General features: G+C 67.1%; 17 protein-coding genes. 13 read left to right on the forward strand and 4 right to left on the reverse strand.

Annotated features, from left to right (window positions below):
• Positions 1 to 37: 37 nt before the first annotated feature.
• The 6 genes from WT97_RS00340 (at position 38) to WT97_RS00365 (ending at position 7600) form a co-directional block, all read left to right on the forward strand.
• Entirely contained in the window at positions 38 to 745 is a 708-nt protein-coding gene (locus WT97_RS00340) for a molecular chaperone (protein ID WP_257128433.1), read from the forward strand.
• Between the two features lie 80 nt (positions 746 to 825).
• On the forward strand, positions 826 to 3822 hold the full coding sequence (locus tag WT97_RS00345; RefSeq protein ID WP_060352586.1) for a GLUG motif-containing protein: 2997 nt from the start codon (positions 826 to 828) through the stop codon (positions 3820 to 3822).
• A 124-nt stretch (positions 3823 to 3946) separates the two neighbouring features.
• On the forward strand, positions 3947 to 5065 hold the full coding sequence (locus WT97_RS00350) for a fimbrial protein (RefSeq protein WP_257128434.1): 1119 nt from the start codon (positions 3947 to 3949) through the stop codon (positions 5063 to 5065).
• A gap of 179 nt (positions 5066 to 5244) precedes the next feature.
• Positions 5245 to 6060 carry an ABC transporter substrate-binding protein gene (locus WT97_RS00355; RefSeq protein ID WP_059498964.1) on the forward strand — a complete coding sequence of 272 codons (816 nt, stop codon included), beginning with the start codon at positions 5245 to 5247 and terminating at the stop codon, positions 6058 to 6060.
• Between the two features lie 92 nt (positions 6061 to 6152).
• Positions 6153 to 6875 (forward strand): amino acid ABC transporter permease, encoded by a 723-nt coding sequence (locus WT97_RS00360; RefSeq protein ID WP_059789834.1) that lies wholly within the window; start codon positions 6153 to 6155, stop codon positions 6873 to 6875.
• A gap of 2 nt (positions 6876 to 6877) precedes the next feature.
• Complete coding sequence (locus WT97_RS00365) at positions 6878 to 7600, forward strand: amino acid ABC transporter permease (RefSeq protein ID WP_059499094.1); 723 nt, start codon at positions 6878 to 6880, stop codon at positions 7598 to 7600.
• Between the two features lie 139 nt (positions 7601 to 7739).
• Here the strand turns inward: WT97_RS00365 and WT97_RS00370 are convergent, their stop codons facing one another.
• Together WT97_RS00370 and WT97_RS00375 are read right to left on the reverse strand one after the other, a co-directional pair.
• Positions 7740 to 9005, reverse strand: a complete 1266-nt coding sequence (locus WT97_RS00370; protein ID WP_059498962.1) for a M23 family metallopeptidase — start codon at positions 9003 to 9005, stop codon at positions 7740 to 7742.
• Positions 9006 to 9326: 321 nt separating this feature from the next.
• Positions 9327 to 9989, reverse strand: a complete 663-nt coding sequence (locus tag WT97_RS00375; RefSeq protein WP_059498961.1) for a TetR family transcriptional regulator — start codon at positions 9987 to 9989, stop codon at positions 9327 to 9329.
• A gap of 151 nt (positions 9990 to 10140) precedes the next feature.
• Here WT97_RS00375 and WT97_RS00380 point away from each other — a divergent pair, with 151 nt between their 5' ends.
• The 7 genes from WT97_RS00380 (at position 10141) to WT97_RS00410 (ending at position 21679) form a co-directional block, all read left to right on the forward strand.
• The gene (locus WT97_RS00380; protein ID WP_060352587.1) at positions 10141 to 11340 is read left to right on the forward strand and encodes a MexX/AxyX family multidrug efflux RND transporter periplasmic adaptor subunit; all 1200 of its coding nucleotides are present in this window, start codon (positions 10141 to 10143) and stop codon (positions 11338 to 11340) included.
• 15 nt (positions 11341 to 11355) lie between these two features.
• Complete coding sequence (locus tag WT97_RS00385) at positions 11356 to 14496, forward strand: multidrug efflux RND transporter permease subunit (RefSeq protein ID WP_059498959.1); 3141 nt, start codon at positions 11356 to 11358, stop codon at positions 14494 to 14496.
• A complete protein-coding gene (locus tag WT97_RS00390; protein ID WP_060352624.1) occupies positions 14496 to 15956 on the forward strand; it encodes an efflux transporter outer membrane subunit in 1461 nt (486 codons plus the stop codon). The genes WT97_RS00385 and WT97_RS00390 overlap by 1 nt, the downstream gene beginning before the upstream one ends.
• Before the next feature lie 850 nt (positions 15957 to 16806).
• A complete protein-coding gene (locus tag WT97_RS00395; RefSeq protein ID WP_059498958.1) occupies positions 16807 to 17319 on the forward strand; it encodes a fimbrial protein in 513 nt (170 codons plus the stop codon).
• A gap of 122 nt (positions 17320 to 17441) precedes the next feature.
• The gene (locus WT97_RS00400; RefSeq protein ID WP_060352588.1) at positions 17442 to 19895 is read left to right on the forward strand and encodes a fimbria/pilus outer membrane usher protein; all 2454 of its coding nucleotides are present in this window, start codon (positions 17442 to 17444) and stop codon (positions 19893 to 19895) included.
• A 15-nt stretch (positions 19896 to 19910) separates the two neighbouring features.
• Positions 19911 to 20657, forward strand: coding sequence for a molecular chaperone (locus WT97_RS00405; RefSeq protein WP_060352589.1), 747 nt, complete (start codon positions 19911 to 19913; stop codon positions 20655 to 20657).
• The gene (locus WT97_RS00410; RefSeq protein ID WP_060035555.1) at positions 20654 to 21679 is read left to right on the forward strand and encodes a fimbrial protein; all 1026 of its coding nucleotides are present in this window, start codon (positions 20654 to 20656) and stop codon (positions 21677 to 21679) included. Before WT97_RS00405 ends, WT97_RS00410 begins: the two co-directional genes overlap by 4 nt.
• Positions 21680 to 21791: 112 nt before the next feature.
• Here WT97_RS00410 and WT97_RS00415 read toward each other — a convergent pair whose 3' ends face one another.
• Both WT97_RS00415 and WT97_RS00420 read right to left on the reverse strand, forming a co-directional pair.
• Entirely contained in the window at positions 21792 to 22436 is a 645-nt protein-coding gene (locus WT97_RS00415; RefSeq protein ID WP_156440183.1) for a class I SAM-dependent methyltransferase, read from the reverse strand.
• 42 nt (positions 22437 to 22478) lie between these two features.
• The gene (locus tag WT97_RS00420; RefSeq protein ID WP_060352625.1) at positions 22479 to 23006 is read right to left on the reverse strand and encodes a DedA family protein; all 528 of its coding nucleotides are present in this window, start codon (positions 23004 to 23006) and stop codon (positions 22479 to 22481) included.
• Positions 23007 to 23080 lie beyond the last annotated feature (74 nt).

Raw genomic sequence — 23080 nt, forward strand, 5'->3', positions numbered from 1 at the left:
GCGTCGTGGGTGCCGCCGCCCGGATACCGGTCGCGTCTTGCGCGCGCTCGTGCTGGCCTGTGTCGCGAGCGTCGGCGCGGTCCGGTGCGAGGCGTCTCTCTCCGTGGTCGGCACGCGGTTCGTCTATCCGGGCAATGCGCGCGCGCTGACGATCCTCGCCCGCAACGGCGGGAGCGCCCCGATCCTCGTGCAGGCGTGGCTCGACGACGGCGACCCGGATGCCGACCCGAGCCGTCTGCGCGTGCCGTTCGTCGTCGCGCCGCCGCTTGCGCGGCTCGATCCGGGGCAGCCGCTGTCCATTCGCGTGCAGGCTGTCGGCGGCGGCCTTCCCACGGACCGTGAGGTGTGCTTCTGGATCAATCTGCTCGAAGTGCCGCCGGCCGCGCCGACCGGCGAGCACGTACTGCGCATCGCGTACCGGCTCAGGATGAAGCTGCTGGTTCGGCCGCCCGGTCTCGATGGCGAACCCGACGACGCGCCGAACCGGCTCGTATGGACGCACGGCGGCACGCAGGCCGCTGCATCGGTCGCCGCGCGCAACCCCACACCGTACTACGTGACGCTGACGCGCCTGTCGGTGAACGGCGAACCCGTCGTGCTGGAGAGCGGCGCGGTGGACGTCGCGCCGTTCGGCCGGGCCGAGATTCCGATCGGCATGCGGGCCGGCGCGGGCGCGATCGTGTTCGACGCCGTCGACGAGAGCGGTGCGTCGCACGAATACCGCGCGCGGGCCGCGCCGCCGTGACGAGCGGCACGTCAATGTTTGCAGGACCCGTCCTGCCGGGGGTATCGGCAGGGATTCAACTACAACAAGGGAAAACGAAAGTGAACAAGACCTATGCTCTGGTGTGGAACGACCGACAAGGCGCCTGGCAGGTCGCCGGCGAACGGGTACGCCGGCGCGGCAAGTCCAGCACGCGAGCGCGTGTCGTCGCGGTGCTGACGCTGCTTGCGGGCGGCGCAGCGACGTCCGTGCATGCGCTGCCGACGGGCGAGACGATCGTGTCCGGGAAAGCCGACATGCTTCGCTACGACAACGGGCAGCAGATGTCGATCAACCAGCACAGCGACAAACTGGTGACGAACTGGCAGTCGTTCAACGTCGACAAAGGGCAGCGTGTCACGTTCAACCAGCCGTCCGCGACGTCGATCGCGCTGAACCGGGTCGTCAGCCAGGACGGCAGCGCGATCTACGGCAACATCGACGCGAACGGCCGCGTGTTTCTCGTCAATCCCAACGGCATCCTGTTCGGCAAGGGCGCGCAGGTCAATGTCGGCGGGCTGCTGGCGACGACGCTGGACATCAGGAACGAAGACTTCGACGCAGGCCGCTTCCGGTTCTCCGGCCGGAGTCCGAGCGAAGTGCAGAACTTCGGCAATCTCGTGGCGCGCGAAGGCGGGTCGATCGCCCTGCTGGGCGCGCGCGTGTTCAACAGGGGAATCGTCCAGGCACAGATGGGCACCGTTGCACTGGCGTCGGGCAGCGACGTCACGCTGAACTTCGACGGCGGCAAGCTGCTCAGCGTGCAGGTCGACCAGGGAACCGTCAACGCGCTCGTCAGCAACGAACAATTGCTGAAAGCCGACGGCGGACAGGTGCTGATGAACGCCAAAACCGCCGATACGTTGCTGCGTACGGTAGTCAACAATCAAGGCACCATCGAGGCGCGCACGCTCAGGAATACGGCGGGCCGGATCTCGCTGGATGGCTACGATGCCGGCACCGTGAACGTCGCGGGTGTGCTGAATGCGAGCGCGACGGCACCGGGCAACGGCGGCACGGTCGACACGCGCGGTGCGGACGTGAAGGTGGCGCTCGGTGCAACGGTCGATACGCGCGCGACCAACGGTCGCGGCGGCTCCTGGCGCATCGCATCGTCCGACGTGTCGGTCACGGCCGGTGCGAACCAGCCCGGTACGATCGTGGCCGACACGCTGTCGCGCAATCTCGCGACCACCGATGTCGAGCTGGTCGCCGATCGCGGCCACACCTCGGTCGACGGGGCCGTTACCTGGGCCGGCGGCAACCGCTTGACGCTGGCCAGCCGGCAGGGCGACGTGTCGATCAACGGCGCGCTGCGCGCGACAGGCGCGAATGCACACTTCGCGATTAACGCACACGACAACGTGCGGATCGCGGCGCCGATCGCGCTGACCGGCGCGAATGCGCTTCTGACGCTCGACTACGGCGTCGCGCAATCGCTGACGGGCGGTGCGGCAGTGAAGCTGTCGGGGGCAGGGGCCGGTTTCGAATCGAACGGGTATCGCTATACCGTGATCCAGAACCTGCAGCAGCTGCAGGCGGTCGATGCGAATCTCGACGGGCTGTACGTGCTCGGCAACGACATCGCGGGTTCCTATTACGGCTCCGCGTTCAAGACGATTGGTTCGGGAGCACAGTTCTCCGGTGTGTTCGACGGCCTCGGCAACACGATCAGCAACCTCAACATTACGAGCAGCGACCCGTACGCCGGGCTGTTCGGCCGCAACACCGGCACGCTTGCCAACCTCAACCTGAAGTCGTTGCGCGTCAGCGCCGCGGCGGGCGTCGGTCCGGTGTCCATCGGCGGGCTGGTGGGCGAAAACGCCGGCAAGATTTCGAACGTGACCGCAACCGGCATGCAGGTCAATGCGAACGCCAACCGCAGCAATGCGCTGGGTGGGCTGGTCGGCACCAATCTGGGCGAGATGTCCCGCGCATCGTTTGCCGGATATGTGACAGGCAACCACATGTCGTATGCGGTCGGCGGCCTGATCGGCGAGAACCGCGTCGGCGAGCTCTCCGGTGTCGTGGCCGACAGCGAATCGAATGCGACCGTATTCGGCGGTGCATCGAATCTCGCGTCGATCGGCGGGCTCGTCGGCGTGAACCGGGGCGGCGACATTCTCCGGTCGACGAGCCGCGGCACCACGTCGGGCGCCAATATCGCCGGCGTGAACGTGGGTGGACTGGTGGGGGCGAACCTGCTCGGCATGATCGAGGACTCGGCCGCGCTGGGCCGCGTGACAGGCGGCTCTGGCGGTACGGTGGGCGGCCTCGTCGGCAGCAATACCGGCAAGATCGTCAAGTCGAGTGCGAGCGGCATCGTCGACGGTCGATATGCGCAAGCGATCGGTGGTTTCGTCGGGTTGAACCAGGGGATCGTGACCGACAGCAAGGCGCTGGGCGAGGTCTGGAGCGCATCGACGGGTTCGACGGGTGGCTTCGTCGGCATGAACCTGGGGCCGAACGCGATCATCGACATGGCGGAAGCGCATGGCGCGGTGAAAGGCGGCCAGGGCACCAACGGCGGCTTCGTCGGCAGTCACCTCGGCGGACGGATTGCACACGCGGTCGCGCGCGGCAAGACGACGGGCGGCAACTACAGCAAGACGGGCGGCTTCGTCGGCAGCAACGCGGCCGAACTGGGCAACGTCGATGCGAGCGGCGACGTGTCTGGCGGGTTTGGCGCGTCAGTGGGCGGTTTTGCCGGCGCCAACACGACGTCCGGCACGATCGAGGCCGCGTCGGCAACCGGCAACGTGACGGGCGGTGGGTCGAGCACGGTGGGCGGTTTTACTGGCGAAAACCTCGGTACGGTGCGTGACGCGTCGGCATCGGGCATGGTCGGCGCCGGCTGCTATTCGACACTCGGCGGCTTGATCGGCATGAACACCGGATTCGTCGAGCGCTCCGTCGCGAGCGGGCGGGTCAACGGATCGTCGGGCCAGACCTTCGGTGGCCTCGTCGGTATCAACCGAGGCATCTTCCGCAACAGCATCGCGTCCGGCGAAGCTGCGCTGCAAAAGATCGCCGGTCTCAATCTCGGTGTGATCGAGTAATGCAATGGCTGGCGGGCGTGCCGATCGGCACGCCCGCCAGCCAGCGATACAAAGGTGGGGCAGCATGAAGACGATTCAATGGTGCAGGCCCGGGCGTATCGGCCGGGCGATACGACGCCTGACGATGATGGGATATCTGATGCTTGCGTTCGGCACGCACGTCATGGCGCAAAGCGGTAGTAACGCGACGGCGCTGGATTGCAGTTTCAGCAACGTCGAAGCGACACCCTGGCAAATGCAGACGCCGTTGACGAGCACGACACCGAACAACGCGATCCTGTACAAGCGCACCGTTTCGCTCATGGTGACGTTCAAGTACGGCAGCATGGCTCCGACGGCACACGAACTCGTGAGTGCGGCACATTGGACGCCGGGCAGTATCGTCGCGGACGGCGTCGCGCAGACGAACGTCGATGGCATCGGCTTCAAATGGGCGGGCGTATCCGATGACGGCGTCGAGCGCACGCTGCAGCAAGGCACGCTGCCGGTGGCGACCGCGAAGCAAGCACTCATCCAGTCGGGCGCCGGGGGTACCGATTCGCGAATGATGCGCTTCCGACAATTCCTGGTGCTCGCCAAGCCGGTTTCACAATTGCCGCCGGGCAAGCTGGTCGTCAAGAACCTGCCGGGCAATCCGACCGTCGCGATTTACGCGCTCGACTTGCCGAAAGGTGTCGCAACGGTCGGCGGCACCGTGGCGGTGCCCGAGCAGACAAGCCCGCCGAACCTTTGCAAGCAGTTGAAGGCTTTCGTCGGGGTCGGCAACGTGTGCATTGGCAGCGAGTGCGAGATTCATGTGCCGAACCGCTGCGAGGTGCAGTCGAAGGAGATCGTGCCGGTGACGCTCGGCAACTTCTCGATCAGCAATTTTCCGAGCCTGAACGCGACGTCGAAGCCGGTCAGTTTCGATATCGCGCTCAGCCAGTGCGCAGCGTCGGCCAAGCCGTCGATCAGCTTCCGCGACAAGGCCGCGCAGCCGAATCCCGACAAGACGCTGCTGCAACTGAGCGCGCCGGCAGGACAGACGGTCGCGCGCGGATTCAACATCGTGATGACGAACGCGCTGACCGGCGAGCGGATCGCGTACGGCGAGCCGGGCGCAGCGACCGAGTATCCGATGCGACGCACGGGCGACATGGCCGTGATGCCGCTGCGTGCGCAGTACATCCGTACCGGCGCGGACGGGGAACTGGCGCCCGGCTATGCGGGCGGTGGGGCGGAATTCTCGTTCACGTTTCCGTGACGCGGCGCGCGATGCGTGCCTCATCACGAAACCCGCAGAGCAAAGCACCATTTATTGGTTCGAGTTCGCCGCGCGCGCTGATACGTTAGCGGCTTCGCGACGACACTGCGTCGCGATGTTCTTCGAACCGTGCTGCCGCGCGATCCGCGGCGGCCTCCATAACAAATCAGGTCGTGCTCATGAAAATCAACACGCTCGCTACGTGGCTCATCGGGGTCGCGCTCGTTACCGCAGGCACCGTCGCGCATGCGGACCGTCTCGACGACATCAGGAAGGCCGGCGTGCTGCGCGTCGCGACGTTCGACAGCAATCCGCCGTTCGGCTATGTCGACGCGAAAAGCAACCGCATCGTCGGTCTCGACGTCGATTATGCGAAGGCGCTGGCCGACAAGCTCGGCGTGAAGCTGCAACTGCAACCGACGAACCCCGCGAACCGCATCCCGTTCCTGACGTCCGGCAAGGTCGATCTCGTGCTCGCGAATTTCACGATCACCGACGAGCGCGCGAAGCAGGTCGACTTCAGCATTCCGTATTTCTCGTCGGGCCAGCAGTTTCTCGCGAAGAAGGGCGTGCTGAAATCGGCCGACCAGTTGAACGGCCTGCGCGTCGGCGCGGACAAGGGCACGACCAACGAGATCACGCTGCGCGAGAAATTCCCGAAGGCGACGATCGTCGCGTACGACGACACGCCGTTCGCGTTCGCCGCGCTGCGCGCCGGCAACGTGCAGGCCATCACGCAGGACGGCCCGAAACTGATCGGCCTGCTCGCGAACGTGCCCGACAAGCAGAACTACGAGATCCCGGCATTCACGATCTCGAACGACTACATGGGTGTCGGCGTGCCGAAGGGCGAGACGCGCCTGCTCGGCTTCGTCAACGACACGCTGAAGGGGCTCGAGGCGAGCGGTCGCGCCACGCAGATCTACGACGCATGGTTCGGGCCGACCACGAAAACGCCGCTCACGCGGATTTTCCGTATCGGCGACAAGACCTGATCGGTCACGCACGTGCGCCGCGATCGGCCTGAACGTCGGCCGTGCGGCGCTTTTCGTTTTCATCCGAACGTGCGCTTCGCGCGCGCCACAGCATGCTCGGGTTGGCTCCCAAATATCTGTCCTGGCTCTGGCAGGGCTTCCTGCTGACACTCGGCCTCGCGGCCGCGTCGGCCGTCGCCGCGACCGTCGGCGGGCTACTGCTCGCCGTGATGCGGCATGCGCGCGGCAGGGCGCCGCGCACGGTCGCCGCCGCATACGTCGTCGCGTTTCGCAACACGCCGCTGCTCGTGCAGTTGCTGTTCTGGTATTTCGGCGTCGCGTCGTTGCTGCCCGATACGTGGGTCGCGTGGCTCAACGCGCGCCATGCGGTGAGCGTGGGCCCGTTTACGCTCGCGTGGCCGTCGTTCGAATTCGTCGCGGGCTGGGTCGGCTTGAGCGCCTATACGGCGGCATTCGTCGCCGAGGAATGCGAAGCCGGCCTGCGCGGCGTGCGACGTGCGCAACACGATGCGGCGGCCGCGCTCGGCCTCACGCCGATGCAGTCGCTGCACTACGTGGTGCTGCCGCAGGCCGTGCGCATCGCGCTGCCGCCGCTGTTCGGCCAATACATGAATCTCGTGAAGAACTCGTCGCTCGCGATGGCGATCGGCGTCGCCGAGTTGTCGTATGCGTCGCGGCAGGTCGAGACCGAAACGTTCAGGACGTTCGCCGCGTTCGGCGTCGCGACGCTGCTGTACGTCGCGGCGGTGGCCGCGATCGAGGCCGGTGCGTACGCGGCGACGCAATGGCGCGACCGGCTCGGAGCGGGGCGCTGACGATGGATCTTTCGCTGCTCGTCTCCAATTTGCCGTACCTGCTCGTCGGCGCGTTTCCGGACGGCCCGCTCGGCGGCGCCGCGCTGTCGCTGGTGCTGGCGCTCGCGTCCGCGATTGCGTCGGCCGGGCTCGGCGTGGCGCTCGGCGTCGCGATGGCGCTCGCACGCGGCCCGGCGCGCGTGCTGCTGCTCGCGTTCATCGGCTTCTTTCGCGCGATTCCGGTGCTGATGCTGATCTTCTGGACGTATTTCCTGATGCCCGTGCTGCTGCACATGGACGTGCCGGGGCTCGCGACGGTCGTGTGCGCGCTGGCGCTGGTCGGCGGCGCGTATCTCGCGCATGCGGTGCATGCGGGGATCGTCGCGGCGGGCGACGGGCAATGGCAGGCCGGGCTGTCGCTTGGCCTCACGCGCTGGCAGACGGTGCGCTACGTGCTGCTGCCGCAGGCGATCCGGATCATGACGCCGTCGTTCGTCAACCAGTGGGTCGCGCTCGTGAAGGACACGTCGCTCGCGTATATCGTCGGCGTGCCGGAGCTGTCGTTCGTCGCGACCCAGGTGAACAACCGGCTGATGGTGTATCCGGCGCCGATCTTCCTGTTCGTCGCGGCGATTTATCTGGTGCTGTGCACGTCGCTCGACGGCGCGGCGCGGTGGTTGCTGTCGCGGCGCCCGAGGGCGCCGCGCATCGCGCAGGCGGCGGAGCGCACCGAACCCGCGCGGTGACGGCGTGCCGCCCGATGCAGGCGGCGGATTTCCGGTGATGAAGATGGGGGCCGCGTCGCCGCTGGTCGAGCGGCGACGGGCGTGAGCATGCTGCTGTGGCCGCGGTGCGATTCTTGGCGTGATTGCCGGCGTTCGCGCGTTAGGACGCGCTGTAATGCGTATCGAACACCGCGCGCAGCGTCGACGAACCGGTCGCGAAATCGCCCCACAGCGGCCCGTCGTTCTGCGTGAACGCGAACGGCGTCGTACTGATCGACGCGAGGCGCAAGCGCCATTGCGCGGCTTCCTGACGGAACGCGGTGAGCTGCATGTCGGACAGCGCCGTCTGCGCGCTCGCGAGCGTGACGAGCGGATCGACCGGATCGTTCGCGACTCGCACCTCGAAATGCAGGTGCGGGCCCGTTGCGGCGCCCGTCATCCCGACCGAGCCGATGCGCTGGCCTTGCTTCACGGTTTCGCCGACCTTCAGCCCGCGCGCGAACGCGGACAGGTGCGCGTAGTAGGTCGAATAGCCGTCCGCATGATCGACGATCACATAGCGGCCGTAGCCGCCCGGATCGGTGCCGACGAACGACACGACGCCGTCGGCGGCCGCATCGACCGGCGTGCCGCTGGGCGCGGCGAGATCGACACCCGTATGGAACGCCATCGCCTGCGACAGCGGATGGATGCGCTCGCCGAAGAACGAGCTGATGCGCGTCCACTTGACCGGCATCGTGAACGCGGCAGCTTCGAGCGGCGAACCGTCGAGCGTGTAGTACGCGCCGTGCTCGGCGCCGGGCGCGCGGAACCAGATCGCGCCGAACGTGCGGCCGGCGACGCGCAGCTCGAGCGCGGTGACGCGCGGCGTACCGTCGTTCGTGTCGAACGCGATGCGGTAATAGTCGCCGCGCTGCGCACTCGCGCGCATCGCGACCTTGCCGGTGACGAGATCGCCGAGCTGGATGCGCACTTCGGGCGGCACGTCGAGGCGGTTCAGCGTATCGGACAGCGTGAGCTCGATGTCGCCCGCGCGCATCCCGTGCTGCTGTTCGGGCGACGCGAACTGGAACAGGCTCGCATAGCCGAGCATGTCGTTGCGATGCGCGCTGAGCGGTGCGAACAGGCCCGGCTGCAGGCTGCGATCGTTGCGCTCGACGTGTTCGTTGCGCTCGCCGATCGTGCGGGCGAGCTCGCTCGTCACGAAATGCTGCGCGGTGGGAAACGGCGTATCGGACAGCACGCGCTGCGGCAGCGCGGCCGTGCCCGAGTCGACGGCGCCCGGCAGTTGCGACACCGCCGGCAGCGCGGCGGCGAGGCCGAATGCGGCGAGGGCGCCGAGCACGGCGGCCGGCACGAGCGCGCGCACGGCGCGCTGCGCACGGCCGGGCGCGACGGCATCAGGGGTTACGACGGACTTGACCAAGGTGTCCACATCCAGGAAAGCGGTTCAAAGGGGTGTGGGCGGGGGCCACCGGCGGCACATCGTCGAAAGGCGACGGGGCGGGCGGCGGGCGTGCAACAAAACAGGCCCCGCCAGGGGCCTGTGTCGTTTCCGTTCGACCCAACGCGCGGGGCTGGCCCGCTTCGAACGGCGGCGTGCATACCGGGTCGAACCCGGTATCACGCAGACGCTAAAGAAAAATGACAGCGTCAGTCTACCGATGTTCCGCGAAACGTTAAAAATTTTAAAGGGGGTCAGCTCATTCGTTTCGCACTGCGGTAAATCGGGTTAAATCAGCATTTGTTACGACGATTTTGGTCGGTCAGGCAATTTTTGCGCGCGTCGGCGGAGGGCGGCGGAGGTGCGGACGGCGTCGAAACCGGCGTCGAGCATCGCCTCGGCGTCGTTCCACAGATTGCCGCGCAGCCGGTTGGTCCAGATCATCGACGCGAACACGCCTTCGAGCAGCGACACGAGATAGACGGCGGCCAGATGCACGTCGAGATCGGCGGCGACTTCGCCGGCGGCGATCGCGCGACGCAGCAGCGCCTTGGTGATGCGCAGCATCTGCAACTCGAGCAGCATGCGCCGCCGTTGCAGCGCACCGTTTTCCTCGCTCTGCTCGCACTTCGTATAGAGAATCACCAGCACGCGCTGCATGGGGCCCGGCTCGCCGCATTCCTGCAGGTAGTGCGACGCGGCGCGCCGCAGCGTCGCGAACGGCGGCAGGCCATCGCCCGCGTCGAAACCTTCCGAGGTGCGCGCGAACGCGCGGTCGCACATCGCCAGACACACTTCCATCTTGTTGCGGTAGTGGCCGTACACGGCGCCCCGCGACATCCCGGCGGCCTCGGCGAGGTCCGCCATCGCGGTTTGCGCGACGCCGCGCTCGAGCAGCACGAGTTCGGCGGCGTCGAGGATACGGTGCTTGATGGCGAGCGATTCTTCCCGGGTCTTGCGGGCCATGTCGTGAAATTCCTTACAGTTCGCTGTCGTTTTATTGAGACAATGTGCGGGCCAGATTGAAGTCGCCTGTATTTAATCAGTCGTGACTGATTATAATCGGCCTCCCTGAGCCGCCGCATTGTATCGGCGGCGAGTGATCCGAGGTCAGAACATGAATAACAAACGCACCCTGTGGCGCCGCATGCGGCTGGCGCCGTTCGCGCTCGCAGCCTTGCTGGCCGTGGCCGGATGCGGAAAGGGCGACAAGGACGCCGCGCCGGAGACCGCGAAGCAGGCCACCGTCGTGACGGTACGCCCGACGGCCGTGCCAATGACCGTCGAACTGCCGGGCCGGCTCGACGCATACCGGCAGGCGGAGGTCCGCGCGCGGGTCGCGGGCATCGTCACCGCACGTACCTACGAGGAAGGCCAGGAAGTGAAGCAGGGCGCGGTGCTGTTCCGCATCGATCCCGCACCACTGAAGGCCGCACGCGACGCCGCGCAGGGCGCGCTCGCGAAGGCGCAGGCCGCCGCGCTCGCGGCGACCGACAAGCGTCGCCGTTACGACGACCTCGTGCGCGATCGCGCGGTGAGCGAGCGCGACCACACCGAGGCCGTCGCGGCCGACACGCAGGCGAAGGCCGAGGTCGTATCCGCGAAGGCCGAACTCGCGCGGGCTCAACTGCAGCTCGACTACGCGACCGTCACCGCGCCGATCGCGGGCCGGGCACGGCGCGCGCTCGTGACCGAGGGCGCGCTCGTCGGCCAGGACCAGGCGACGCCGCTCACGACCGTCGAGCAGCTCGATCCGATCTACGTGAACTTCTCGCAGCCGGCCGCCGACGTCGACGCATTGCGTCGCGCGGTGAAGAGCGGGCGCGCGACGGGCATCGCGCAGCACGACGTCGCGGTGACGCTGCTGCGCGCCGACGGCACTACGTATCCGCTGAAGGGCAAATTGCTGTTCAGCGATCTCGCGGTCGATCCGACCACTGACACCGTCGCGATGCGCGCGCTGTTTCCGAATCCGGAGCGCGAGCTGCTGCCCGGCGCGTATGTGCGGATCTCGCTCGACACGGCGGTCGACCAGCGGGCGATCCTCGTGCCGCGCGACGCGCTGCTGCGCACGACCGACCGGACGTCGGTGCGCGTGGTCGGCGCGAACGGCAAGGTCAAGGACGTCGAAGTCACGGCCGACCAGATGAGCGGCCACGACTGGCGCATCACGCGCGGCCTCGCGGGCGGTGAGCGCGTGATCGTCGACGACGCCGCGCAGTTCGCGCCCGATACGGTCGTCAAGCCCGTCGAGAAGGCGCCGCCGTCGAAGGCGGCGCCGGCAGCGGCCGCTTCGCCGGCCGCCCGTCAAACCTGACCGGTTCAAACCAACATGGCACGTTTCTTCATCGATCGCCCCGTCTTCGCATGGGTGATCGCCATCTTCATCATGCTGGGCGGCCTGTTCGCGATCCGCGCGCTGCCCGTCGCGCAGTATCCGGACATCGCGCCGCCCGTCGTCAGCATCTATGCGACGTACCCGGGCGCGTCCGCGCAGGTCGTCGAGGAATCGGTGACCGCGCTGATCGAGCGCGAGATGAACGGGGCGCCGGGGTTGCTGTATACGTCGGCGACGAGCAGCGCCGGGGCGGCGTCGCTGTACCTGACGTTCAAGCAGGGCGTGAACGCCGATCTCGCGGCCGTCGAAGTGCAGAACCGGCTGAAGACGGTCGATGCGCGCCTGCCCGAGCCCGTGCGCCGCGACGGCATCCAGGTCGAGAAGGCGGCCGACAACATCCAGCTCGTCGTGTCGCTGACGTCCGACGACGGCCGGATGAATGCCGTGCAACTCGGCGAATACGCGTCCGCGAACGTGGTGCAGGCGCTGCGCCGCGTCGAGGGTGTCGGCAAGGTGCAGTTCTGGGGCGCCGAATATGCGATGCGGATCTGGCCCGACCCGGTGAAGATGGCCGGGCACGGCCTCACCGCGTCGGACATCGCGTCGGCCGTGCGGGCGCACAATGCGCGCGTGACGATCGGCGACATCGGCCGCAGCGCGGTGCCGGACAGCGCGCCGATCGCGGCGACCGTGTTCGCGGACGCGCCGCTGAAGACGCCGGCCGATTTCGGCGCGATCGCGTTGCGCGCGCGGGCGGACGGCTCCGCGCTGTTCCTGCGCGACGTCGCGCGCGTCGAATTCGGCGGCAACGACTACAACTATCCGTCGTACGTGAACGGCAAGGTCGCGACCGGGATGGGCATCAAGCTCGCGCCGGGCTCGAACGCGGTGTCCACCGAGAAGCGCGTGCGCGCGACGATGGACGAGCTGTCCGCATACTTCCCGCCGGGCGTGAAATACCAGATCCCGTACGAGACGTCGTCGTTCGTGCGCGTGTCGATGAACAAGGTCGTCACGACGCTGATCGAGGCCGGCGTGCTGGTGTTCCTCGTGATGTTCCTGTTCATGCAGAACCTGCGCGCGACGCTGATCCCGACACTCGTCGTGCCGGTCGCGCTCGCTGGCACGTTCGGCGTGATGTATGCGGCCGGCTTCTCGATCAACGTACTGACGATGTTCGGGATGGTGCTCGCGATCGGCATCCTCGTCGACGACGCGATCGTCGTCGTCGAGAACGTCGAGCGGCTGATGGTCGAGGAAGGGCTCCAGCCCTACGACGCGACCGTCAAGGCGATGCGGCAGATCAGCGGCGCGATCGTCGGGATCACCGTGGTGCTGACGTCGGTGTTCGTGCCGATGGCGTTCTTCGGCGGCGCGGTGGGCAACATCTATCGGCAGTTCGCGCTGTCGCTCGCGGTATCGATCGGCTTCTCGGCCTTCCTCGCGCTGTCGTTGACGCCCGCGCTGTGCGCGACGCTGCTCAAGCCGGTGTCCGGCGACCATCACGAGAAGCGCGGCTTCTTCGGCTGGTTCAACCGCTTCGTCGCGCGCGCGACACAGCGCTACGCGACGCGGGTCGGCACGATGCTGAAGAAGCCGCTGCGCTGGCTCGTCGTGTACGGCGCGCTGACCGCGGCGGCCGCGCTGATGCTCACGCAGTTGCCGACCGCGTTCCTGCCGGACGAGGACCAGGGCAACTTCATGGTGATGGTGATTCGCCCGCAAGGCACGCCGCTCGCGGAAACGATGCAGAGCGTGCGCGAGGTCGAGTCGAGCATCCGCCGCGACGAGCCGACCGCCTATACGTATGCGCTCGGCGGCTTCAACCTGTACGGCGAAGGGCCGAACGGCGGGATGATCTTCGTCACGCTGAAGAACTGGAAGGAACGCAAGGCCGCACGCGATCACGTGCAGTCGATCGTCGCGCGCATCAACGAGCGCTTCGCGGGCACGCCGAACACGACGGTGTTCGCGATGAACTCGCCGGCGCTGCCCGATCTCGGTTCGTCGAGCGGCTTCGACTTCCGGCTGCAGAATCGCGGCGGGCTCGACTACGCGGCGTTCAGCGCCGCCCGCGAGCAACTGCTCGCGGCAGGGCACAAGGATCCGGCGCTGACCGACCTGATGTTCGCGGGCACGCAGGACGCGCCGCAACTGAAGCTCGACATCGATCGCGCGAAGGCGTCCGCGCTCGGCGTGTCGATGGACGAGATCAACACGACGCTCGCGGTGATGTTCGGCTCCGACTATATCGGCGACTTCATGCACGGCACGCAGGTGCGGCGCGTGATGGTGCAGGCCGACGGGCTGCACCGGCTCGATCCGGACGACGTGAGGAAGCTGCGCGTGCGCAACGCGCGCGGCGAGATGGTGCCGCTCGCGGCGTTCGCGACGCTGCACTGGACGCTCGGGCCGCCGCAGCTCACGCGCTACAACGGCTATCCGTCGTTCACGATCAACGGCTCGGCCGCGGCAGGCCACAGCAGCGGCGAGGCGATGAGCGCGATCGAGCGGATTGCCGCGACGCTGCCGGCCGGCATCGGCCATGCGTGGTCGGGGCAGTCGTTCGAGGAGCGGCTGTCGGGCGCGCAGGCGCCGATGTTGTTCGCGCTGTCGGTGCTCGTCGTGTTCCTCGCGCTCGCGGCGCTCTACGAGAGCTGGTCGATTCCGTTCGCGGTGATGCTGGTCGTCCCGCTCGGCGTGATCGGCGCGGTACTCGGCGTGACGCTGCGGGCGATGCCGAACGACATCTATTTCAAGGTGGGGCTGATCGCGACGATCGGGCTGTCCGCGAAGAACGCGATCCTGATCGTCGAAGTCGCGAAGGATCTCGTGGCGCAGCGCATGTCGCTCGTCGACGCGGCGCTCGAGGCCGCGCGCCTGCGGCTGCGGCCGATCGTGATGACGTCGCTCGCATTCGGGGTCGGCGTACTGCCGCTCGCGTTCGCATCGGGCGCCGCGTCCGGCGCGCAGATGGCGATCGGCACGGGTGTGCTGGGCGGCGTGATCACGGCGACCGTGCTCGCGGTGTTTCTCGTCCCGCTGTTTTTCGTGATCGTCGGCCGTCTGTTCGACGTCGGCCCGCGCCGGCGCGGCGGATCGCGGCCGGCGACGATGGAGGGTTCGCAACCATGATGTTTGCGCTGAACGCGCGCGCCGCGCGGCGGGTTCCGGCCGCGCTGGCCGCTGCACTCGCGCTCGCCGGCTGCTCGCTCGCGCCGCGTTACGAGCGTCCGGCGGCGCCGGTGCCGGCAAGCTATGCGCCGGTCGACGGCAGTACTGCGCCAGCGGCCGACCCGGCCGCGGCGCAGGATGCCGCGTTGCTCGACGACTGGCATGCGTATTTCACCGATCCGGCGCTGCAGGCGTGGATCGATGCGGCGCTCGCGAACAACCGCGACCTGCGGATCGCGGCCGGCCGGCTCGAGGAAGCGCGCGCGTTGTACGGCGTGCAGCGTGCGGACCGGATGCCGTCGGTCGATGCGCAGCTCGGCTATGAACGCGCGCGCCAGTACGATCCGGTCGTGCGCGAAAGCGCGATCAGCGGGCTGTATCGCGCGGGCGTCGGCGTCAGCGCGTATGAGCTCGACCTGTTCGGCCGCGTGCGCAACCTGTCCGACGCGGCGCTCGCCGAATACTTCGCGACGGCCGACGCGCAGCGCACGGTCCGCATCGGCGTGATCGCCGAAGTGGCGGGTGCGTACGTATCGGAGCGTGCGCTGCTCGAGCAGCGTGCGCTGGCGCAGCGCACGCTCGATGCGCGCGAGCGGATGGCCGCGCTCACGCAACGCCGCTATGCCGCCGGCACGAGCGACGCGATCGAGCTGCGCTCGGCCGAGATGCTGGTCGCATCCGCGCGCGCGTCGCAGGCCGCGCTGCAGCGCGAGCATGCGCAGGCCGTACGGGCGCTGCAACTGCTGGCGGGCGATTTCGCGCGCAACGTGCCTGCCGACGCGACCGCGCTCGACACGCTGTCGATCGCGCCCGTGGCGCCGGGCGCGCCGAGCGAATTGCTCGAACGGCGGCCGGACATCCGGCAGGCCGAAGCACGGCTGAAGGCCGCGAACGCGAACATCGGCGCGGCGCGCGCGGCGTTCTTCCCGCGCATCGCGCTGACGACCGACTACGGCTCCGTGAGCGACGCGTTCTCGAGCCTGTTCGCGGCCGGCACGAGCGTGTGGACCTTCGCGCCGCGCATCACGCTGCCGATTTTCGCGGGCGGGCGCAATCGCGCAAACCTCGACGTCGCGAACGCGCGCAAGGACATCGCGGTCGCCGAATACGAGAAGGCGGTGCAGACCGCGTTTCGCGAAGTGGCCGATGCGTTCGCCGCGCGCGACTGGATCGACCGGCAGCTTGCCGCGCAGCAGGACGTGTATGCGGCGGACGGCGCGCGGCTGAAGCTCGCGGAGCGTCGTTATGCGGGCGGCGTCGCGACTTATCTCGAACTGCTCGACGCGCAGCGCAGCACGTACGAGTCGGGGCAGGAGTTGATTCGGCTCAGGCAGCTCAGGCTCGCGAATGCGATCGCGCTGTATCGCGCGCTCGGCGGCGGCTGGGCGCTTGCATCGGCGGAGGCCGCGGCTTCCGCGTGATGGGCGATTCGTCGCCCGATACCGCAGCGTGTCGGGCGACATGACGGCGGCCGTACGATTCGACGTACGGCCGCCGCTTCGACAGGGCGTGCTGTTCGCCGTACCGCCCGTCGTACCGCCTTTCGTCATCGGCGCTTCCTTTCGCCGGCCCGCGCATCGCTCTCATCTCTCGGCCGCGCGCAGGGGCCGAGTCCGCATCCGTGGACCAATCGTGTCGCCCGCCGGCGTAAACATGTGCCGCGTCTCTTCGTTTCTCATCTCATCCGGTCCGGCATGCCAGGCGTGTTCCGGCGGCCGCGCATGCTGTCGATTCCCGATCGGTAATTGACGATCGAATTAATCGATGCATTGGAATCAATGGCGGCGGCAAAGTGTCGCAGTAAAACGTTTGTATGCTTTTCGCAATCGTTTGCGCGATAAATCCATATTGATGAAATACCGTCTTTAATTTCCTGTCAGTTGAAAATGACTCGATATTCGTGTTGCGACCGGACAACGATGGCGGCACTGGACAATGTTTTGTCCTTTGAGTGGAGGCAGCGTGCAAGCCGGCCCCAGCGACGAGGGGCACGGCCAAGCCGATTACCGGCAAAAAATTCCCTTAATCTTCAATCGGTTCCGGAAAATAAAAAAGGACTGCGGATTAAAGATCCGGAATTGGAAATCGAAAGGAAAGAATGAGGTTCCAGAGGAATAAAGAAAACATTGTCAGATGTATTTGACAATGATTTACAGAAATCTTTCACGGTTATCTCGATAATGCGGCCTCGTGTCGGACGGGAGCCACCACACGCTACCGTTTGTGTCCGCCACGTCGTTCATTCCATTTGCACTCCTTACGGGAAACGTCATGAAAAAATCTCTCCTGACCGCTGTCGCACTCGCGGCCCTGTCCACCTCGGCCTTCGCGGCGGGCACCGGCACGATCAACTTCACGGGCGAGATCGTCGCGGGCGCATGCGGCATCGATTCGAACTCGGTCAACCAGACCGTGCAGCTCGGCAAGGTGCCGACCAACAAGTTCAAGCAAGCCGGCGACAAGTCGGACCCGGTGTCGTTCGACATCAAGCTGACCGACTGCGACACCAGCATCGCGCAGAACGCGTACTTCACGTTCACGGGCACGTCGAGCGCCGGCCAGCCGAAGCTGCTTGCCACGATCGGTTCGGCAACCAACGTCGGCATCCGCCTGCAGTCCGCATCGGGCGAATACCTCGACAACGGCGCCGAGCAGAAGGCGCCGACGCTGCTGCAGAACGGCACGAACACCGCGCGCTTCGCGGCGATGTACGAAGCGACGGCAGCCGGCGTGACGCCGGGTACCGCCGACGGCGTCGCGAACTTCACGGTCCGCTACCAGTAAGCGTCCGTACCGGAGGAGGGGGGCGTGCGTCCCGTCCTCCTTCGTCTTTCCTCCCGTTTTCCTTCTCCCTGGACTCACGGTAGCGCCGCGTGCGAATCAGACATTCCTTCCTTTGCGTCTCCGTGCTGGTCGTCGGCAGCCAGAGCCATGCGACGGAATTCAATTCGTCGTTCCTCGACATCGACGGAACGAGCAACGTCGACCTGTCGCAGTTCTCGCAGCCGGACTTCACGTTGCCCGGCGAGTACATGCTCGACGTGCAGGTCAACGACCTGTACCTCGGACTGCAGCCGATCGAATTCGTGACCGTCGATGCAACGGGCGCGGGCAAGCCGTGCCTGCGACCGGAGCTCGTCGCGCGGTTCGGCCTGAAGCCGTCGCTGGTCAAGGACCTGCCGCGCTTCCGGGGCGGCGCTTGCGTCGACCTGGCGGCGATCGAAGGGGCGACCGTGCGTTACCTGAAAAGCGACGGGCGGCTCAAGATCACGATTCCGCAGGCCGCGCTCGAATTCACCGATTCGACTTACCTGCCGCCGGATCACTGGTCCGAAGGGATTCCCGGCGCGATGCTGGACTATCGCGTGATCGCGAACACGAACCGCAACTTCGGTGCGGCCGGCGGGCAGACGAACTCGATCCAGGCCTACGGGACGGTGGGCGCGAACTGGGATGCCTGGCGCTTTCGCGGCGACTACCAGGCGCAATCGAACGTGGGTAACACGGCGTACGCGGACCGCACGTTCCGCTTCAGCCGGCTTTATGCATTTCGCGCGCTGCCGTCGATCCAGTCGACGGTGACGTTCGGCGACGACTACCTGAGCTCGGACATTTTCGACACGTTCGCGCTGACGGGCGCGTCGATCCGCAGCGACGACCGCATGCTGCCGCCGTCGCTGCGCGGCTATGCGCCGCTGATCTCGGGCGTGGCGCGCACCAACGCGACCGTGACCGTGTCGCAGGCCGGCCGCGTGCTGTACGTGACGCGCGTGTCGCCGGGCGCGTTCGCGCTGCAGAACATCAACACGAGCGTGCAGGGCACGCTCGACGTCGCGGTCGAGGAAGAGGACGGCAGCGTGCAGCGCTTCCAGGTGACGACCGCCGCCGTGCCGTTCCTCGCGCGCACCGGACAGTTGCGCTACAAGGCCGCGGTCGGCAAGCCGCGCCTGTTCGGCGGCGCCGGCATCACGCCGTTCTTCGGTTTCGGCGAAATCGCGTACGGCCTGCCGTTCGACATCACCGCGTATGGCGGCTTCATCGCGGCGTCGGGCTACACGTCGGTCGCACTCGGCGTCGGCCGCGATTTCGGCGCCTTCGGCGCGGTGTCGGCCGACGTCACGCACGCGCGGGCGCGCCTGTGGTGGAACGGCGCGACACGCAACGGCAACTCGTATCGCATCAACTATTCGAAACACTTCGACGGGCTCGATGCCGACGTGCGCTTCTTCGGCTACCGTTTCTCCGAGCGCGAGTACACCAACTTCGCGCAATTCTCCGGCGATCCGACGTCATACGGCCTCGCCAACAGCAAGCAGCGCTACTCGGCGACGATGTCGAAACGCTTCGGCAATACGTCGACCTATTTCTCGTACGACCAGACGACCTACTGGGCGCGTGCGTCCGAGCAGCGGGTCGGCCTGACGCTCACGCGGTCGTTCTCGATCGGCACGCTGCGCAACCTGAACGTCAGCGTGTCGGCATTCCGCACGCAGAGCGCGGGCGCGAGCGGCAACCAGTTCTCGGTCACCGCGACGCTGCCGATCGGCGGCAACCACACCGTCACGTCGAACCTGACGACGGGCAGCGGCAGCACCAGCGCGAACGCCGGCTACATCTACGACGACCCGGCCGGACGCATCTACCAGGTCAATGCGGGCGCGACGGACGGCCGCGCGTCGGCGAACGCGAGCTTCCGCCAGCGCACGTCGGCGTACCAGCTCACCGCGCAGGCGTCGACGCTCGCCAATGCGTATGCGGCCGCGTCGCTCGAAGTCGACGGCTCGTTCGTCGCGACGCAGTACGGCGTGTCCGCGCACGCGAACGGCAATGCGGGCGACACGCGGCTGCTGGTGTCGACCGACGGCGTACCCGACGTGCCGCTGTCCGGCACGCTCACGCATACCGACTCGCGCGGCTACGCGGTGCTCGACGGCATCTCGCCGTACAACGTGTACGACGCGACGGTCAACGTCGAGAAGCTGCCGCTCGAAGTGCAGGTGACGAACCCGATCCAGCGCATGGTGCTGACCGACGGCGCGATCGGCTTCGTGAAATTTTCCACCGCGCGCGGCAGCAACCTGTACCTGACGCTGACCGACGCGGCCGGCAAGCCGCTGCCGTTCGGTGCGTCGGTGCAGGACGCGGCGAACGGCAAGGAACTCGGCATCGTGGGCGAAGGCGGCGCGGCGTTCCTGACCCAGGTTCAGCCGAAAGCCACGCTGGCGGTGCGGGCGGGCGAACGGACGCTCTGCACGATCGACGCACTGCCGAACCAGCTCCAACTCGAAGGCACGCCGATTCCGGTGACGTGCCAGCCGCCCGGCGAGTCGCATGCAGCGGCCGTGCGGGCCGAACGATGATTTACGGATCCAGCGATGAAGCATTCCATTTCCCGTTCTTTCCCGCGGCGCGCGCTGTGCGCGTTCGCAACCGTCGGCGCGCTGCTCGCCGGCGCCGCGCAGGCGGCGATCGTGCCCGACCGCACACGCGTGATCTTCAACGAAGGCGAGCAGGCCGCGATCGTGACGATCACCAACAAGAGCACGACGTATCCGTATCTCGTGCAGTCGTGGCTCGAGGATACGAAGGGCAACAAGATCACGTCGCCGCTGATGGTCGTGCCGCCGCTGCAGCGGGTCGAGGCGAACGAGCGCAACGTGCTGCGGATCGCGAAGCTGCCCGGTGCGCAACTGCCGGCCGATCGCGAAACGGTGTTCTACCTGAACATCCGCGAAGTGCCGCCGAAGACCGACACGCCGAACACGCTGCAGATCGCGCTGCATACGCAGATGAAGCTGTTCTACCGGCCGAAGGCCGTGCAGCCCGCGCGCGACGAGGACTGGACGCTGCCGATGACGCTGCGGGTGGATGCGGCGGCGCACAAGCTGGTGTTCGACAACCCGACGCCTTACCACGTGACGGTGGTCGACGTGAGCGCGGGCGCGCAAAAAGCGCCGGTGCCGATCGAGCCGACGATGGTGAGCCCGATGAGCACGGCCGACGTGCCGTTCAACGCGGCGACGCCGTCGACGCTGTTCGTCACGCATATCGACGATTACGGCGGCCAGGTGGCGGTCGAGTATGCGTGCGAGGCCGGTGTGTGCAAGAGCGTGAAGAAATGAGCGGGGGAATGCGTCAGCGGGAATCGTCGACGGCATGGTTGCGCTGGGTCGTACTCGCGCTGCTGCTCGCGGCCGTGCAGCCTGCGTGGGCGCTGCGCTGCCTGACCAACAGCGGCGCGACGTCGTTGACTGAGCCGATCGGCGGTGTTGCGTCGTATCCGACCGACGCGCCGGACGGCTATGTGATCTGGGTGTCGCCGGTGCGCACGACGTCGGGGTACTGCTACAAGGATCTGGGTGACGACGGCAGCCTGAAGGTTGTCGACAACATTTACTTCTACGCGAATCCGAATCGCACGGACCCTGCCGCGTGGGGGCTCGAGATCGGCATCCGCTACAAGGGCGTCGACTATTTCGACAAAACCAGCAATCGCGGCGGCGGGGTGTTTACCGGATATTCGGTGCCGCCGTGCAGCAGGTACGACTTCGGCCGCGGGCGTTGCCAGCAGACGCGCATCAGCATCGACTATCAGGTCGTCGTGCGCAAGAAGGGCAACTGGGTCCAGCCGCCGAGCGATATCTATACGGTGTTCCAGTTCGACGGCGAGTTCGGGCTGAATGCATTCGGCACAAGCTTCCAGTACCGTCTGAGCGGCCTGCGCAACCTCAAGCCGACGCCGTGCTTCGTCGACGTGCTGGTGACGCCCGAGCCGGGCATCGTCAATTTCGGGCAGGTGCAGACGTCCGGCAACGGCTTCCTGCCGGCCGTGCCGCGCCGGCGGTTTTCGCTGTCGCTGACGAAGAAATGCAGCATCCCGGTGCGCGTCGACGGTTACTTCGAAGCGACGAAAGGCATCGTGCAGAACGGCTTGCTGGTGCCTGAAAGCAAGAGCAACTTCGGCATCGGCCTCGAGGACAGCCAGGGCAAGGCGATCGAGTTCAACAAGCAGTTCACGCTCACGCAGTTTCCGGCTAACGTCGCGAATCAGAGCGTGTTGCTCGATGCGGTGCTCAAATCGTTCGGACCACCGAAGATCGGGCCTTTCGATGCAGCCGCAACGATCCGGATTTTCCTGTATTGAGTGTTGGGCGGCGTCGATCCATTGACCGGGATCGGCGCGACCGGAGCGAACGCGCGCGGCCCGTCGCCGGGGCAGCGCCCGGCAGCACGAACAGCCGGGCCGTGTCTCGACCCTACGAAGCCGTTGCTCGCGCAACCTCATCCAGCGACGGCTTCGCAGCGGCACGGTGCCGGCCGACCACCTCCCCCAGCCGTTCGAACCGATACACGAAGGCCGGCGGAAAATTCATCCACGCGACCCCGACCCGCACGGCGCGAATGCGCATGGCTTCCAGATAGCGCGCGGGAATCGGGCAGCGCGGCACATAGGTGAACTGATGGAACGCGCCACCGGCAGCCAGATGGCGCGCAAATGCGCACTGCACGATCGCGACGGCTTGTTCGACCGGCATCGCGACGAGCGGCAACCCGCTCACGACCGCGTGCGCGCGCTGCCCGCCGAAGAAGTCGCCCGTCGTCCAGAGCTCGGCCGCATCCATCTGCATCACCCGCAACGCCGGAAATTGATGCCGCAGCGCGTTCGCGAACGCGGGATCGGCTTCCACCAACACCAGCCGCTCGCTCGCGACGCCGCGTGCGAGCAGCGCGCGCGTGAACACGCCGGTGCCGGCGCCGAGTTCGATCACGGACGCGCCATCGCACGGTACCTGTGCGGTGATCAACGCGGCGAGCGCCGGACCGGACGGCGCGAGTGCGCCGACCCGGCGCGGGTTGTGCCACCAGCTACGCAGAAACAGCATCCATTCGGGGATTCGCATCGACAGGCTCCTGGAGGGTCGATCGGTCAATGACAGGCGCGGCTAGGCGACCGCTTGCGCGGCGAGATAGCCGGCCGTGATGAACAGCGTGTTCCACAGCGCAATGCCGGCCGCGGCGCCGGACGCGAAACGCGTGAAGCTCGTTTCCAGCAATCCGGCGAGCGCCGGCGCGACGAGCCGGACGAACGGCACCAATTGCGACCACAGGGCGAGCCGCGTGGGCCGCGCGCGGATGCTTTCGATCAGCGCGTCGATTCTGGCGGGCTGCAGCCGGCCCAGCGGTGCGAGGCGGCGCAGCAGGGTCAGCACGCTGTCTTCGGGCCACAGATTGCCGAGCGCGTAATGAAAGAGGCAGCCGGCGAAACTGCCGAGCACCGTGACGACGATCGCTTCCGGCAAGGTCCACGCGCCTTGCGCACCGGCGACGCCGATCATTGCGAGCAGCACGTGCGACGGCAGCACGGGAATCAGTCGTTCGATCAGCGACAGCCCGGCGAGGCAGACGATGCCGTTGGCGCTGGCCAGGCTCAGCGCGAGGCCGAACGGGACGAGCGTGGCGAACTGGTTCATCGCGCGGCTCCCGTGCGACCCGGGCACGACGGGCACGACGCGTGCGGCCTTCCATGCCAGAATGACGCGCACCG

This window comes from Burkholderia sp. MSMB1459WGS (assembly GCF_001534535.1).
Classification (GTDB): domain Bacteria; phylum Pseudomonadota; class Gammaproteobacteria; order Burkholderiales; family Burkholderiaceae; genus Burkholderia.

Bases quoted from the DNA above. Each gene is read 5' to 3' on its own strand.
- WT97_RS00350 (WP_257128434.1), top strand. From the start codon at position 3,947: ATGATGGGATATCTGATGCTTGCGTTCGGCACGCACGTCATGGCGCAA.
- WT97_RS00355 (WP_059498964.1), top strand. From the start codon at position 5,245: ATGAAAATCAACACGCTCGCTACGTGGCTCATCGGGGTCGCGCTCGTT.
- WT97_RS00360 (WP_059789834.1), top strand. From the start codon at position 6,153: ATGCTCGGGTTGGCTCCCAAATATCTGTCCTGGCTCTGGCAGGGCTTC.
- WT97_RS00365 (WP_059499094.1), top strand. From the start codon at position 6,878: ATGGATCTTTCGCTGCTCGTCTCCAATTTGCCGTACCTGCTCGTCGGC.
- WT97_RS00375 (WP_059498961.1), bottom strand. From the start codon at position 9,989: ATGGCCCGCAAGACCCGGGAAGAATCGCTCGCCATCAAGCACCGTATC.
- WT97_RS00380 (WP_060352587.1), top strand. From the start codon at position 10,141: ATGAATAACAAACGCACCCTGTGGCGCCGCATGCGGCTGGCGCCGTTC.
- WT97_RS00385 (WP_059498959.1), top strand. From the start codon at position 11,356: ATGGCACGTTTCTTCATCGATCGCCCCGTCTTCGCATGGGTGATCGCC.
- WT97_RS00390 (WP_060352624.1), top strand. From the start codon at position 14,496: ATGTTTGCGCTGAACGCGCGCGCCGCGCGGCGGGTTCCGGCCGCGCTG.
- WT97_RS00395 (WP_059498958.1), top strand. From the start codon at position 16,807: ATGAAAAAATCTCTCCTGACCGCTGTCGCACTCGCGGCCCTGTCCACC.
- WT97_RS00405 (WP_060352589.1), top strand. From the start codon at position 19,911: ATGAAGCATTCCATTTCCCGTTCTTTCCCGCGGCGCGCGCTGTGCGCG.
- WT97_RS00410 (WP_060035555.1), top strand. From the start codon at position 20,654: ATGAGCGGGGGAATGCGTCAGCGGGAATCGTCGACGGCATGGTTGCGC.
- WT97_RS00415 (WP_156440183.1), bottom strand. From the start codon at position 22,436: ATGCGAATCCCCGAATGGATGCTGTTTCTGCGTAGCTGGTGGCACAAC.
- WT97_RS00420 (WP_060352625.1), bottom strand. From the start codon at position 23,006: ATGAACCAGTTCGCCACGCTCGTCCCGTTCGGCCTCGCGCTGAGCCTG.